The 15,219-nt window shown below is 54.6% G+C and carries 13 protein-coding genes; 7 read left to right on the forward strand and 6 right to left on the reverse strand.

Annotated elements, in window-relative coordinates; translation table 11 throughout:
- Positions 1-308: 308 nt before the first annotated feature.
- The 5 genes from K7H08_RS14240 to K7H08_RS14260 form a co-directional block, all read right to left on the reverse strand.
- Positions 309-1,340 carry a leucyl aminopeptidase gene (locus K7H08_RS14240; RefSeq protein ID WP_231658311.1) on the reverse strand — a complete coding sequence of 344 codons (1,032 nt, stop codon included), beginning with the start codon at positions 1,338-1,340 and terminating at the stop codon, positions 309-311.
- A gap of 129 nt (positions 1,341-1,469) precedes the next feature.
- A complete protein-coding gene (locus K7H08_RS14245) occupies positions 1,470-2,978 on the reverse strand; it encodes a sodium:solute symporter family protein (RefSeq protein ID WP_231658312.1) in 1,509 nt (502 codons plus the stop codon).
- Positions 2,971-3,159, reverse strand: coding sequence for a hypothetical protein (locus K7H08_RS14250; RefSeq protein WP_089039321.1), 189 nt, complete (start codon positions 3,157-3,159; stop codon positions 2,971-2,973). The genes K7H08_RS14245 and K7H08_RS14250 overlap by 8 nt, the downstream gene beginning before the upstream one ends.
- 21 nt (positions 3,160-3,180) lie before the next feature.
- Positions 3,181-6,192: a c-type cytochrome gene (locus K7H08_RS14255; protein ID WP_231658313.1), complete on the reverse strand. Its 3,012-nt coding sequence runs from the start codon at positions 6,190-6,192 to the stop codon at positions 3,181-3,183.
- The gene (locus K7H08_RS14260) at positions 6,185-6,673 is read right to left on the reverse strand and encodes a (2Fe-2S)-binding protein (RefSeq protein WP_125745261.1); all 489 of its coding nucleotides are present in this window, start codon (positions 6,671-6,673) and stop codon (positions 6,185-6,187) included. Before K7H08_RS14260 ends, K7H08_RS14255 begins: the two co-directional genes overlap by 8 nt.
- Before the next feature lie 463 nt (positions 6,674-7,136).
- On the opposite strand from K7H08_RS14260, the gene K7H08_RS14265 reads away from it, so the two are divergent.
- From K7H08_RS14265 to K7H08_RS14280, 4 genes are read left to right on the forward strand one after another with little or no spacing between them, the layout of a single operon-like run.
- The gene (locus tag K7H08_RS14265; RefSeq protein ID WP_231658314.1) at positions 7,137-8,297 is read left to right on the forward strand and encodes an FAD-dependent monooxygenase; all 1,161 of its coding nucleotides are present in this window, start codon (positions 7,137-7,139) and stop codon (positions 8,295-8,297) included.
- Positions 8,294-9,112, forward strand: a complete 819-nt coding sequence (locus K7H08_RS14270) for an alpha/beta fold hydrolase (protein ID WP_231658315.1) — start codon at positions 8,294-8,296, stop codon at positions 9,110-9,112. Before K7H08_RS14265 ends, K7H08_RS14270 begins: the two co-directional genes overlap by 4 nt.
- Before the next feature lie 15 nt (positions 9,113-9,127).
- On the forward strand, positions 9,128-9,889 hold the full coding sequence (locus K7H08_RS14275) for a maleate cis-trans isomerase family protein (protein ID WP_269438911.1): 762 nt from the start codon (positions 9,128-9,130) through the stop codon (positions 9,887-9,889).
- Between the two features lie 50 nt (positions 9,890-9,939).
- Positions 9,940-10,629: an N-carbamoylsarcosine amidohydrolase gene (locus K7H08_RS14280; protein WP_231658316.1), complete on the forward strand. Its 690-nt coding sequence runs from the start codon at positions 9,940-9,942 to the stop codon at positions 10,627-10,629.
- A gap of 41 nt (positions 10,630-10,670) precedes the next feature.
- Here the strand turns inward: K7H08_RS14280 and K7H08_RS14285 are convergent, their stop codons facing one another.
- Positions 10,671-11,153 (reverse strand): MarR family winged helix-turn-helix transcriptional regulator, encoded by a 483-nt coding sequence (locus K7H08_RS14285; RefSeq protein ID WP_089039328.1) that lies wholly within the window; start codon positions 11,151-11,153, stop codon positions 10,671-10,673.
- A gap of 209 nt (positions 11,154-11,362) precedes the next feature.
- Between K7H08_RS14285 and K7H08_RS14290 the strand changes: the two genes are divergently transcribed.
- Genes K7H08_RS14290 through K7H08_RS14300 form a run of 3 tightly spaced genes read left to right on the forward strand, consistent with a single transcriptional unit; the run spans position 11,363 to position 15,196 of the window.
- Complete coding sequence (locus K7H08_RS14290) at positions 11,363-13,633, forward strand: xanthine dehydrogenase family protein molybdopterin-binding subunit (protein WP_231658317.1); 2,271 nt, start codon at positions 11,363-11,365, stop codon at positions 13,631-13,633.
- On the forward strand, positions 13,633-14,613 hold the full coding sequence (locus K7H08_RS14295) for an XdhC family protein (protein ID WP_231658318.1): 981 nt from the start codon (positions 13,633-13,635) through the stop codon (positions 14,611-14,613). The genes K7H08_RS14290 and K7H08_RS14295 overlap by 1 nt, the downstream gene beginning before the upstream one ends.
- A complete protein-coding gene (locus tag K7H08_RS14300) occupies positions 14,603-15,196 on the forward strand; it encodes a nucleotidyltransferase family protein (RefSeq protein ID WP_231658319.1) in 594 nt (197 codons plus the stop codon). The genes K7H08_RS14295 and K7H08_RS14300 overlap by 11 nt, the downstream gene beginning before the upstream one ends.
- Positions 15,197-15,219 lie beyond the last annotated feature (23 nt).

Here is a 15,219-nt window from a genome sequence, read left to right on the forward strand (position 1 = left end):
CTTATTAATGACCATAAGGTGAGTTTGTAGCGCATTACAATTTCCGGGGAGGACAATTAGCGTTGAATATCAACCTAACATAGGCATAGCAAAGTCAACTATGGGAGATATCTTTTGGCATCGAGACACAGCAATGCCCATGGAGGATTCCCCCATGGACAGGAGCAGCGCTATCGGTTAGGTCATATTCAAGCGGCAAGCGGCAAGCGGCAAGCGGCATACTTAAACGTACAATGGCATCGTTGCGTTCATCTTCGCACCATTCTTCGCACTATGTATTGCTCTTCGCACTATGTATTGCTTGCCTGTCAGTTTCTGTCCATCTGCAGCTCTTTTACGACAATATCACCATCAATCACGATGGGTTCATCATCAAGAAACAATGAGCAATTACGCATCGGGATATCCAAGTGGCAGGCGGTATCATTTGTGCCACCTAGCTCGCTGTTCGGGCCGGTGGAGAACATCACGTTGCCATAAAAGCTGCGCGGCTCCATCCCCATACCCCCCGGGAACTCCCCCGGCACCATGCGGTGCCATTTGGCGTTTGGGTTCATGCCCCAGCCCACATGGCTCATGCCCATGCCGCGCGGATCGTTAAAGCTATCCATATAGGATTTCACTAGCTCCGCATCCAAGCCACCACGTATGTCGGTAATCCAACCCTTTTCAATAGTGTAGGTAATCGGCTCTCTGACATATATGTTCTGGGGTAGCAGAATATCGCCCGGCGCCACCACAATGGTGCCATCAACGCCATCGTCATCTCCTCCGGTAAACACAAAGCCAGAGGGCCAGTGATCCCAACGCCCCGGTTCGTCGGTACAGGCATATTCAGCAACCGTCTCATAAGTATTCAGTTGGTAGGTGACATCAGTGCCATGGCGCGAGGTGATGCGCATCACTTTGGCTTTTTCCAGCAGCGCGGCGGCCAGTTCAACCTTTTCCCTTAGTTCCTTGGTGGGCAACATTCTGGCCAGCAATTCTGGCGGTTCAACCGCCGTCAATATACGCGTACCCGCGGCTTGGATCGCCATTTGCTCGGGAGAAAACAGCAGGAAAATACAATCGATCAACATGTCGCAGTTTTTCAGCGCTTCCACCGCATCGGGCATGCTAGCAAGCCCCGTTGTTCCCACGGCCCAGCCACCGGTAGGTAACGGCGCGGGTAACCGCATGTGGTAAATATTGGCGCCTAAACGCTGTCCCGCCGCCATAAAGGCATCCGCATAATCAAGGCGTTCGCTACCCTGGGTCAGTACGACGAGTTTTTCGCCTTCATGTACGCCGGACATTTTTAGCTGATGGAGGCAAATTTCGGCAAAGCTTGCGTGATCCATACATACTCCTAACTCCCCAGGCGAAAGCACAGCTATAGCATACCGGGGAGTGTTAGCTGAGAGCGCTCGTGCTCACCTTTGGGCACACCAAGCGCTCTGTGGTGTTATCGGTTCAAAGCTGAACGTCAATTAGGCAGCCGCTTCTTTCGTCGCTTGATCGGTGGTAGTACGGCGCTTTTTACTCAGCTCTTCCGAGATGGCGGTAAAGAAGGCGTCCGAAGAGGCTTGATGAGGTTTGGTCATAAGGCTAACGCCAACAAACAGCACACTAGCGACCACAATTCCCCAAACGCCTGCGGGTAGGCCCAACAGCGAATTGCCAGTGGCATACATCAACAGCACAAAGGCGCTGGTGCCCACTACGCTTACCAGTGCACCGACGCCAGTACCGCGCTTCCAATAGAAGGCACCGATAAGTGCTGGCACCATCGCTACCAAACCCGAGGAAGCGGCCACCGACAGCACTGCAATAAGGTCAAGCTGCAGCTCGGCAAAGGCCAGCGCCATCAGTGCGATCACTGGCACCACGAACTTGCCCACCAGCAGTTGGCTCTTTTCACTGACGTTCGGTTTGACGTTGGCATAGACGTCGCGGGAAACCATAGAGGCCAAGGTCAGCATGATCGAATCGATAGTAGAGACGGCAGCAGCCATGATGCCGATCATCACAATCACCCCTAATACTGGCGGTACAAACTCCGAGGCCAGCAGCGTAGGCGTGGCTAAATCTGCACTTGCAAGACTTGGGAATGCGGCTAAAGCAGAGAAGCCCCAAAGCACAGAGACCATGGTGTAGATAAAACCAAATACCAGGAAGCCAATCAGCATGTGGCGCATGGAGCGCAGCGAGGAAGGCATAAACAGGCGTTGACTGACCTGCGGGTTGGAAATGCTAAAGAAGAACCAGGGAATAGTAAGCCCCAGGAAAGTGACAAAGCTGAACAAGCCAGGGCCGGGCACCGTCAGCGACTGTGGATGTTCCGTTGCCAGCGTATCGAATAGTGCGCCGAAACCACCCAAGCCCTGGATCACCAAGAAGGCCACTAGGGTTGAGGCAACAATCATCATGATGGCCTGGAGCGAGTCGGTCCACATCACCGAACGAATACCCGCGATATAGGAGAAGAAGATGGCAATGACAGTGGCCAGCACCACCCCAGTCGTAAAGGTAATCGCGCCATCAGTAATACCCTGCAATAGGTAACCGACACCTGCGAGCTGAACGGCTGAATAGGGAATCAGGAAGATGCAACTGGCAATCGAGACAGCCATGGCCACATGTTTGCTGTTGTAGCGATGGCCCAACATTTCGCTGGGGGTGACAAAGCCAAACTTCTTGCCCACCGCCCAGAATTTTGGCCCGAAGATAGCCACAAGCGACACACCGGCAAAATAGATGATTTCAAAACCGAGCGCTCCCACGCCGCCGGCATAGGTAAGACCTGCCAAGCCCACCATCATAAAAGCACTGTAGGTAGTGGCACTGTAACTCAGCGCCGAGACAAAGCCGTTCATTTGTCGGTTACCCAGGAAGTATCCCGACATACTTTCGGAAGGGCCTTGGCGAGACATGATCGCAATGCCAATAGCGATCAATAAATAGATGGCAATGGACCACCAGATGAGTGACTCAGTCATTGCTGTGCTCCTCAAAATCTTTAGTGATAAACACATTCAGCGCAATGATGATCAGCCCTGCCAACATCCAAAACAGGAAGCTGCCGTACCAGAACGCGACACCGCTTAGAAGGGTGTAAGGCACTAGATAGCTCAGCAGGACAACTGCCCATACTAGCCATATCCATTTACTGCGTTTCATAATCCACCTCGTTTTATTACGTCAGGGAGTAGAGTGAGTGTTGTTGTAGTGAGGCTGGCGTAACTCTGTGATGCGTTGTTTTACTTGTTGCCAAGGTGCTTTCTCTGGGGCAAAGCGCGCTCGGAGATAGGTCGTCAAATCAGCGACCTGGGTATTACTAAAGCTGTCGGCAAAGCCTGGCATGCTGCCGATACCGGGGACGTGTTCGGCATGAACACCGCCCAAAATTGACTGAATAACGTTATCGGGATGGTCGCTGTGCAAATTGGTATTCAGCGCCAGATTAGTGCTCGCCCTCGAAAAGGTAGGAACGCCAGAATTGACATGGCACGCCGCACAGGCGCCCTCGAAGAGCCGCTCCCCTGCCTCCAGCCCTGTTGAGCTAACGGCTGCACTGGTTACGCGCTGCGTAGCGTCCGCCACAGTCGCATCGCTATTACCTGCTGGCGCCTGCATCTGGGCGGCCACATAGTGAGCAATCGCCCGCACATCGTATTCAGGTAGCTCCGCCAGCCCCGCTACCACCGGGGCCATAGGGCCAGAGGCAACGCCATGAAGCTCAGATTCACCGTGGCGCAGATAGTCGTAAAGCGATGTTTCACTCCACGGGATGGGCGCACGCGACAGCCTATTAAGCGGCGGTGCTTCCCAACCATCTACAAAGGCACCGGCAAAATACGCCTTGCCGTTTTTCTCAGCCCCCATAGCATTGCGGGGGCTATGACAGGCGCTGCAGTGGCCCAACCCTTCGGCGAGATAGGCTCCCCGGTTATACAGCTCGCTTTGCATGGGGTCAGGCTGGAAAGGAGTTGCATCGTGATAAAGCGTATTCCAGCCTGCCATTAAGCTACGCACGCTGAAGGGGAACGTGAGCGCATTGGCGTTTTTTTCAGTCGCGACAGGAGGTTGAGCCATTAAGTAGGCGTAAAGCGCCTGTAAATCGGCACCACTGGTCTTGGCAAACGCCGTATAGGGAAACGCGGGATAAAGGTGGCTGCCATCACGGCTAATGCCGTGGCGCATAGCGCGTTCAAAGGCTGCGTAAGACCACTGACCAATCCCCGTCGCCTCATCCGGAGTAATGTTAGTGCTATAGAGCGTCCCGAAAGGGGTTTCAAATTCACGCCCACCGGCATTGGTCACGCCACCCTCTGTGGTATGACACGCCGCGCAGTCGCCTGCAGCCGCAACGAGCCGCCCGCGCTCAATGGTCTCGGCGGAATAAAGGTTGGCGGCTGGCCGTGAGACAGGCGCAATAGCCCCTTTCCACGGCCACGCCACGGCCGCAGTGCCCGCAATGGTGGTAAACGCTGCAGCGGCTAACCAGCGACGTTTCACTGACCGCGGCGGTTTCAATGTAGATGGGCGCCCTGCCTCCTCGATGGACGAAGCTTCAAGTGCCTGGCGAACACGCTTGGCGTTAAACGGTGGTTGGCGAAAACGCAGGCCGGTGGCATCAAAAAGTGCATTGGCGATTACCGCAACACCTGGCGATAGCTCCGCACCGCTTAACACATCTTCGCTGACGCTGTGATTAACACCCTCCTCAGCAGGGCTTAGCGAAGAAGCACTGGCTGGTAAGCCCGCTGAATAGTCACTTTTCGTTAGCGTACGACTGCCGTCACCCCACTCGTCGAAACTGGGCGCTTGCCCCAAAAGGGGGCGCGCTTCACCCAATACCCGGGCCTGTAGCGTTTGCTGAAGGCGATCAGTATCCACATCAGGGCCAGCGTCCTGCCCCACCACCAAACGGGTAAGCTGAACATCGCCGGTAACAAGATTGACCTCAACATCGGCAATCCAGGCCGAGCGCACTCCCGATTCCACGCGCTGATTCCGATCGGGCAACTGCGAGTAGGCAAAGCCCCGCCCGCGCAGTAGATCCTGGGGTAAAGCGTCCGCTGGTGGATTGGATGCCTTTTGCCAATCGGCCTGTTTAGCAACGGACTCAATCAGCTCTATGCCACGGGCATCGTCAAGATGGCGAAGCCGCAGCGCGACAGGGTCTTGGTCGCTCTCGCGGGCAACCTCATCTAAAAAGGATTCCCGCGCAAACGTCTGCTGTATCCCCATCAAAGTGGCGTTAGTGGAGAGCGACACTGGCTGGGAGCGTGCGGCAAGATATTGATCGCGAAATACATAGGGCGAGAACGGCGTGGTGTCTTGCCCGCCAACGCGGGCCTCAGCGCTAGGCGTTGCTATCGTGGCCCTGCCACTTAACAACAACCCTATGGCAGCCACCTCACCTGTGAGATTGGCCTGCTGATAATGATAACGGGCTATCTCACCACTACTGGCAATGTCCGCGTTTAGGCTAATTCGCTGCGCTTGGCCCAATGCCTGAGCATCCTTGGCGTAGCGGGCATCGAGCCAAACGGCTACCGGGCCGCCCACCGTCCTCGACATCAACGCCGCATCCACAGCGGCATCGTCACCGCAGTGGCGACCTAGCCCTGAGGCCTGATTTGATGCGTGCTTACCATCGGCGCTGTAAAGCTCAATCTGGCTAATATCCAGCGCGGTTAACCGGCTTAAATCCTGTTTCAGCGCCGCTGGTGTGACGGTTTGCCCCCACACGCTCAATTGTTGGTCGCGACAATCGGCAATTACCCAACAGGGGTGACTGCCCCAGCGCATGCGACTCGGCCAGCCATACTCATGGTTCGAATGCATGGACGACTGATTAGGCTTTACAAGAGGCGACTCAGAGGGCCCTTGACCTCCTTCAGGCACTTTTTCGGATGCTTGATGAACGGCCTGCCACTCAATCTTCAACTGTTTAGCGGCGTCGGTCGCCAAGGCCAAACTATCGGCAACCACCGCCACAAAATTCCCGTCCACCACGACTTCAATAGAGCCAGAGAGTGAGGCAATGCTACTTTGATCGACGCCAACTAAGCGATCACTCTCAAAACGCTCGCCATTCCACCGGTAGTAAGGTGGACGCACGACGACACCAAAACGTGCCTTCGCTAGCAGCGCGGGGATGCCGGCCTGTTTTTGCTTACCATGGAGCATCGACCCTTCACTCATGAGAAGCCTCCTGCAACGCGGCCGCGTTAATAACCACGGCACGCTCCGCTGCCTGGAGAATTTCAACATGGGTGCCACATCGACAGAGGTTATGCTCTAAAGCGGTGCGAATCTGATGCGCAGAGGGTTGGGCATTATGATTTAGCAACGCACGAATAGTGATGATCATACCGTTCAAACAGTAGCCACACTGAGCTGCCTGAGCATCGATAAAGGCTTGCTGTACAGGGTCAAGCTCATCGCCATGGGAAAGACCATCAAGGGTGGTTACCTCATGACCAACAGCAGCAGACACGGGCAGCACGCAGGTGCGGGCGGCCATGCCATCAATCAATACGCTGCATGCCCCACACTCACCCAAACCACAGCCATACTTAGGCCCATTGAGCGCTAGGTCGTTACGCAACACATTGAGCAATGGTGTCTGTGGCGGCACGGCCAACTCGTGTTCGTGCCCATTGATAGTTAGCTTTAGCGTCATAGGGGATCATCATCGTTATTGTTAAGCCCGCCCTCTTGCTCTGAATAGGGCTTGGATATGACTTAGATATTACTAATAAGTACTGCCTGCCAAACACGCTTCGTAGCACCTTAATCCAGCCTATTTTCATCTCCCTTTCATATACGGCCAATCGACTTGCACCAGCTAAGTGCAGAGCTAACACCCATCGAGCATTAAAGGTGCATACGCTATAAAAACAAGCCTAATAAACGTATAGCACTCAATGGATGCGTTTTTCAAGTTTTTGCATAAAACCAAAAAAACAGCCGTGAATTCATTAAATTCATATATTTAAATAAAAACAGCGCTTTTTTTTCGTTTAAAAATAATTTCAAAACTAATTCTTGACCAAAAAATAAATGGTGTATACGTTGTTTTATAGCATTCGCGAACGCATGCAGAAACGAGTGATAGGCGAATAAAACAGCGAGGAAACCAGAATATGAACAATAAACCCACCATAGCCGTTATTGGCGCGGGCCTTGGCGGCGCCGCTGCAGGCGCGCTACTGCAGAAAGCGGGTTACCCCACCAAGGTGTACGAACAGGCACCCGCGTTTGCGCGCCTTGGGGCAGGCATTCACCTTGGCCCCAACGTGATGAAAGTAATGCGCCGCATTGGCATTGAAGAGAAGCTCAATACCATGGGCTCACACCCCGATTACTGGTTCAGCCGCAATGGCATGACCGGCGAGTACCAGTCTCGTATCCCGCTAGGCGAGTTTGCTCGCGAAAACTATGGCGCAGCCTATATCACCGTACACCGTGGCGATCTGCACGAATTAATGGTCAGCAAGCTCGACCAGGACAATCTTTATTTCGATAAGCGCCTGGTCGATGTCGACGACAGCGGCGACAAGGTCGTCATGACCTTCGCTGACGGTACGACAGAAGAGGCCGACCTGGTGATCGGCGCCGATGGGGTCAATTCGCGACTGCGCGAGAAGCTGCTGGGTCCGGAGGCGCCAATCTATAGCGGCTGGGTTGCTCACCGAGCCATTATCTCTGCCGAAAAACTCAAGGCATACGACCTGGATTTCGAAGCCTGCGTGAAGTGGTGGTCGGAAGACCGCCACATGATGGTCTACTTCGTGACCGGCGACGAGAAGGAGTATTACTACGTGACTGGCGTGCCTGAACCCGATTGGAACCACGGCACTTCCTTCGTCGACAGCTCCCGGGAAGAGATGCGCAAAGCATTCGAGGGTTACCATCCCACCGTACAAGCACTGATTGACTGCACTGAAACCGTTACCAAATGGCCCTTGCTGGAGCGCAACCCGCTGCCACTGTGGCATGAAAATCGACTGGTGTTGCTGGGCGATGCCTGCCATCCGATGAAGCCTCATATGGCCCAGGGCGCGGCCATGGCCATTGAGGACGCCGCCATGCTGGTACGCTGCCTGGAAGAAGTGGGCGCCGAAAACTACCAACAGGCTTTCGAACTTTACCGCACCAACCGTTTTGAACGCGCTTCGCGGGTTCAGCAGGTTTCCCACGACAATACTTGGTTACGGGAAGACGAAGACCCAGCATGGGTATTCGCCTATGACCCCTTTGAAGTACCGCTGAAGCAACCCACCAGTCAAGGGAGCCCGGCATGAGCAGCACCTATCTCTATGGCGCCAACGTACACGCCAATGGCATTCGTCAGCACTACCTGCGCTTTGGTGACAGCGCCGAGACAGCACGCCAGCCGCTGGTGCTAATACCCGGCATCACCAGCCCGGCGATCACCTGGGGCTTTGTGGCCGAGCGCCTGGGCCAGCACTTCGACACTTATGTACTGGATGTCCGTGGGCGTGGCTTGTCGTCCACCGGGCCTGAACTTGCTTATGACACCGACACCTGTGCCAACGATGTGATCGCCTTTATCGATGCGCTCGGCTTAAACAACGTCATTCTGACGGGCCACTCCATGGGGGCGCGCTTTGCTCTGCGCGCCATGAATCGCGGCGCCAAGGGCATCGACAAACTGGTACTTATCGACCCACCGGTTTCAGGGCCAGGGCGCCGTGAGTACCCCAGCAAGCTGCCCTGGTATGTAGACTCGATTCGCGACTGCACCCGGGGCGCAGACATCGAAACCATGCGCCACTACTGCCCCACCTGGAGCGACGAGCAGCTGCGGTTACGCGCCGAGTGGTTACACACTTGCTTTGAGCCCGCCATTGTTCAGGCGTTTGAAGAGTTCCACAGCGTCGATATCCACCAGGACTTCCCCGCTATCAAAGTGCCCACGCTGCTGATGTGTGCAGGCAAGGGCGGGGTTATCCAGGATGAAGACCGCACCGAAATACGCGCCCTGCTACCGACGATTCGCGTTTCTACCGCGCAACAAGCGGGTCACATGATTCCCTGGGATGACTTCGACGGTTTTTTTGCCGCCTTTGAAGACTTCCTGTGCACACAACTCTAACCAAGGCCAATAATCATGACTCAGAGCACCAAGACCTACCGTATCGGCCAGATCGTCCCCAGCTCCAATATCACCATGGAGACGGAGATACCTGCCATGCTCGCTGCACGCCAGTTGATTCGTCCGGAACGCTTCACTTTTCACTCCAGCCGCATGCGCATGAAAACCGTTAGTAAGGACGAGCTGGCCGCGATGGATGCGGAGTCTGACCGCTGTGCCTTGGAACTCTCCGATGCAGCAGTGGATGTGATGGGGTATGCCTGCCTGGTTGCCATTATGGCGATGGGGCCCGGCTACCACCGAGCGTCGCAAAAGCGTTTGCGCAGCCGCACTGAAGAGAATGGCTGCGACACGCCGGTGGTCACCAGCGCCGGTGCGCTGGTTGATGCCCTGGGTGTGATGAAAGCCAAACGTGTGGTGGTAGTAGCGCCTTACATGAAGCCGCTGACCGAAATGGTGGTCGACTACATCCGTCAGGAAGGCATTGAGGTGCTCGACTACCGGGCGCTTGAGATCCCCAATAACCTGGATGTCGCTCGCCACGATCCCGCCAATCTCCCCGAAATCGTCGCCAGTCTCGATTTAAGTAACGTGGATGCGATCGTCTTGTCAGCCTGTGTACAAATGCCATCGCTACCGGCCGTCGCCAAGGTTGAAGCCCTGACCGGTAAGCCAGTGGTGACCGCAGCTATCGCGACCACCTACGCCATGCTCACGGCACTCGACCTGGAACCCATCGTACCGGGCGCGGGTGCTCTCTTGTCAGGGGCTTACTAACGAGATCAGGTGCTGATTAACGATCTAGAGTGCTGATTAAGGAGACGACCATGTCGCAGCACAATACTGATAATACTGTTGTTGATAGCTCTGTTGTTGACAGCGCAGCTGGTGATAATACGGCCTCGGACAACTACAAGGGCGTGTGGGATGGACGCATTGGCTTTGGCAAAAGGCCCGCACTGCTGGTGGTTGATTTTATGCAAGGCTACACCACGCCAGGCTCGCCGCTATTTGCCCAGGGCGTGGTGGATGCGGTGGCCAATATGCCACCGCTACTCAATACCGCACGGCGTACTGGCACGCCAGTCATCCATACCAACATCCTTTATCACGCCCCGGATCAAATCGATGGTGGCATTTGGGTCAAGAAGTCGCCGGTAATGCGGGCGATGGTGGCGGGCAACCCTTACGCCGAGTTCTGCCCCGAGGTGGCCCCCCATCAAGATGAGCTGATAATGACCAAGCAGTACGCCAGCGCCTTCTTTGGCACTTCGCTTGCCTCCACGCTGGTCGCCATGGGTATCGATACACTGATCATTACCGGCTGCTCCACCAGCGGCTGCATTCGCGCCACCGCCGTTGACGGCGTACAGCACGGCTTTCGGGTGATGGTGGTACGTGATTGCGTGGGCGATCGCCACCCCGCGCCCCATGAAGCCAACCTGTTTGATATCGATAGCAAATATGGGGATGTAATTAGACTGGATGAAACACTGGGTTACTTAATGAAGCGTTAGGAGTGCCCGAAAACGCAAGTGAAGCGGGCACCTTTGTTGTGTCATCCGTCCGCGTTCATTTTTTCCAGCAGGTGCATTAAGGCAACCCGCTCTGCCGGGTTGAGATTTTTCATGGTCTGATCGCTAATTTGCTTGGCACTGGGCACCATGCCCTCGACTAATGTCTCCCCAGGCTCGGTGATCACCACCATGACTTTGCGTTGATCATTTGGGTCGGTGGTGAGCGAGATCCACTCACGTGCTTTAAGGCGTTTAATGACGCCACGGATGGTGGCTGGATCAATCGCCGTGGCGTTAACGATGTCGGTTAACGAGCTGGGGCCTCGCTCCATCACCGTACACAGCGTGACAAACTGAATGGCCGTAAGCTGTTTATCACTGCTGTAGCGCTGAAAAATAGCCGTATGCCGCTGGTAGGCTTTACGCAGTAGATGGCCTACTTGCTCAGAAAAATCATACCCCTGCTCTGAAGGCGTGGGGTGCTCGCCGGAAGACGAGTGTTTGAGCGCACTATCCGTTGTCATTCCATCTCCTTAATCTATTAGCGACGACGTGTATCGAGTATGGCACTGGTTAACAAAATGATGCATCAACGTATTAAATACGGCTTGCGTTGGATCAATTCACCATGCTTTTATGGTGTACGCGCTACAATTTTACCTTAGTTATTGCTCGTTGATCACCTCAAATTCATCTGCACTGATTACTTAAAACGCTAGCGTGGGAGGCAAGCATGGTCGATAAATCAGACTATAAAAGAGAGTCACTGCTGTATGGGTCTGATGTTTTGGTGATCTATCGCGATCCGGTTACGCCTCCTAAGCCCGCGCCCGGACAGCCAGGTACACACTCAAACTTCACCCCCCATGAGCCAGAAATATTTATTGCCGTACTGAACGATAGTCACATCGTGGCTTTCAACGGCCACGTAGACTTGGGCACAGGGATACGCACGGCGCTCGCTCAAATTGTTGCGGAAGAGCTTAGCGTCGCGTTCGACAGCGTTACCATGGTGCTGGGCAACTCTGTTGAAGCTCCCAACCAAGGCCCCACCATTGCCAGTGCGTCGATTCAAATCACTGCCGAACCTCTACGCCGTGCGGCGGCTCAAGCGCGGGAGTATCTATTAACACTGGCAGCAAAGCACTTTGACACTGAGCGCTCACTACTTAGCTGCCAAAACGGCGCTATTATGCCCAGTGATGATAACCACTCATCCGTGAGCTTTGGAGAGTTGTTGCGGGGCGCCCGTCATGCATTAAAGCTTGCCGATGAGGTACCGCTTAAGCCGGTCAGCCACTATACCCTGGTCGGCCAATCGACCTCTCGCGTGGATATACCCGCCAAGGCCACCGGGCAATTGACCTTTATCCACGACCTACGCCTGCCCGATATGCTGCATGGGCGAGTGATTCGCCCGCCTTATGTAGGCCATGATAACGGCGACTTTATTGGTAACAGTTTAATCGCGGTTGATGAAAGCTCTGTGGCACATTTGCCGGGCGTGGTAAGCGTCGTGGTGGTCGGTGACTTTGTTGGTGTGGTGGCCGAGCGTGAAGAGCAGGCTGCTGCCGCAGCCAGACAGCTAAAGGTCCAGTGGCGACCCATCGAAGGCTTACCTCAGTTGGACAACATAGAGCAAGCACTGCTCGACCTACCCAGCAAGCAGCGCATACTCCTCGATGAAGGCGGCCTCGACAACGCGCTGGCCGCCGCACAGCATTCGCTCAATCGTCACTATGTGTGGCCTTTCCAGCTGCATGGCTCCATTGGCCCTTCGTGCTCTGTCGCCGATGCCAACGAAAATGGCCTTCACGTGTGGTCGGGCACCCAAAACCCACACAGTCTGCGCGCCGACCTCGCCCGCCTTACCGGTTTAGATGAAGGCGTTATCACCATTACCCGCATGGAAACCTCGGGCTGCTATGGCCGCAATTGCGCTGACGACGTTGGCGCGGATGCTGTGCTGCTGTCTCAGGCGGTTGGCCGCCCTGTCCGTGTGCAACTCACCCGTGAGCAGGAACACACCTGGGAGCCTAAAGGAGCTGCTCAGTATATGGCGATCCAAGGCGGTTTAAATGCCGATGGCAGCCCAGCAGGCTATCGCTTTAATACGCGCTACCCCTCTAACAGTGCACCCACCCTGGCACTACTGCTAACCGGTAATGCCTCACCAATTGATATCCCCTTTGAGATGGGAGATCGAACGTCGGTGCCACCCTACCGCTACCCTCATCGCCAAATAGTCTGCGACGACGTGCCGACTCTGGTTCGCGCCTCCTGGCTACGTGGTGTCTCGGCGCTGCCCAGCACCTTCGCCCATGAAAGCTATATTGATGAGCTTGCCTATTTGGCAAATGAAGATCCGGTCACCTACCGGTTGCGCTATTTAGCCGATAATCGCGCTTGCGAACTTGTCGAAGCATTAGCCGAACGTACGAACTGGAAGCCCTGCGTCGCTAACACCAACCCAAAAAGCGAGGGTGAGTGGCGCTACGGCCGAGGCTTCGCTTACGCCCAGTACGTGCATAGCAAATTTCCCGGCTTTGGCGCCGCGCTCGCCGCCTGGGTAATTGAGCTTAAAGTCAATGTGAAGAGTGGACGGATTGTCGTCGAGAATTTATATGTAGGTCAGGATGCGGGCTTAATGGTCAACCCCGCTGGCGTTCGCCATCAGGTGCATGGCAATGTGATCCAAATGCTCAGCCGCACGTTAAAGGAGCGGGTGACCTTTGAGGATGGTTTACCAACCAGCAAAGAGTGGGGCGGCTACCCTATTCTGCGTTTCTCGGAGCTTCCTCCCATCAACGTCATGCTGCTTGATCGCCCTGAACTGCCCCCACTCGGCGTTGGAGAGTCTGCCTCACTACCCGGCGCTCCTGCGATTGCCAATGCGCTTTTTGATGCCACGGGAGTACGCTTTACCCATCCCCCTTTTACCCCTGACACCATTCGCGACTCACTGAAGGCCACCCATCGACTTCCCATGGAGGCGGCTAGTTAATGCAACACCTTGATCTACAGGTTATCGAACGCGCGCTGAAATGGGCCAACCAGGGGCGAACTATTTGGTTGTGTACGGTGCTAAAAACCTTTGGCTCGGCCCCCCGAGAGCCAGGTGCCATGCTAGTAGCATGTTCAACAGGCGACTATCTGGGATCACTGTCGGGCGGCTGTGTCGAAGATGAGTTTATCGCTAGGCTTCAAGCGGGTGAGTTTAGCGAGCCGGTTCAACGGGTGCGCTATGGCGGTGGCGGTGGCAGTGACGCTGGTTCAGCGAATATTCGTTTACCCTGCGGTGGCAGCCTTGAAGTGCTGGTTGAACGGCTAGCGCCCAACACCGCAAACCTTACTCACTTAGAAGTGGTGCATGCCACGCTACTGGGTCGCCAACCGCTAACCCGCTGTATCAAGCTGGATGGCAGCGGCAAGCGCTTTACCCCCTCGAAAAACACCGAGCCCACCGTTATTGTTGATACCGCTAGCGTCAATATTCGTATAGGCCCTGCGCTACGGCTGGTTATCGCGGGGATCTCTTCAATCTCTTCACCCTGTGCGCTATTTGCCCAAACGCTGGGGTTTGAGGTGATTGTCTGTGACCCCAGAGACGAGGCTAGGCGAAATTTTGCGGTCGCGGGAGTGGAAGTTCAGGCAGTTCTACCTTCGGTGTTTATTTCATCAGGTGGCTGCCATGCCAATACCGCCGTTGTGGCCTTGACCCACGACCCACGTATCGATGATTTAGCGATGATCGAAGCTGTCCGAACGGAAGCCTTTTATATTGGCGTTATGGGCTCCCAGCAAACCTCACAGCAGCGCGCAGAGCGGCTGCTGCGTTCTGGCGGCTTAACAAGTGCCCAAGTAGCACGCATTAACATGCCCATTGGGCTTAATTTAGGCAGCAAAACACCGGCTGAAATTGCGTTAGCCGTCATGGCCGATATTCATCGTATTTATCGTGGAAAAAAACGTCATGAGTTGTAGTGATATCATCGTGATTGTCATGGCAGCCGGCCAGTCTCGTCGTTTTGGTAGCGATAAAAGAATTGCTCAATTAAGCAATGGAAAGACACTACTGACCTCCACGTTGTTAACTATTCAGCAACACTTTCCAAACATTACCGTTGTGCTTAAAGAAGGTGATAAGGCTCAATCACTCGGTCTTTCTCCAATCACCCCAACGCTGGTTAGCCAGCGCAGTCATTTAGGGCTTGGATACAGCATTAGCGATGCTTTCAAATATCTATGTTCAGACGAAAAATTTAATCATTACCGATCCGCGGCGGTTTGGCTTGCCGATCTCCCTTGGGTGACTCAAAAAACGTGTAAGTTATTAGCAGACATGTCTAGCGCAGAAAATATCGTTCAACCAACACACCTACAGGTTCCTGGCCACCCGGTTATTTTTGGTAGAAAATTTTGGAAACATATCGCTGATTTACGTCATCCCAGTGGCGCATCCGCTATTCTCCAGCGGTATAGTGATCATATTGTAAAAATCTCACTCAATGATCCTGGCGTATGCCATGACATTGATACTCCAGACAGCTTATCTCCCCCCTTCTGACATACTAACTATGACGATATTAT

The organism is Halomonas sp. IOP_6 (assembly GCF_021151565.1).
Taxonomy (GTDB): Bacteria; Pseudomonadota; Gammaproteobacteria; order Pseudomonadales; family Halomonadaceae; genus Vreelandella; species Vreelandella alkaliphila.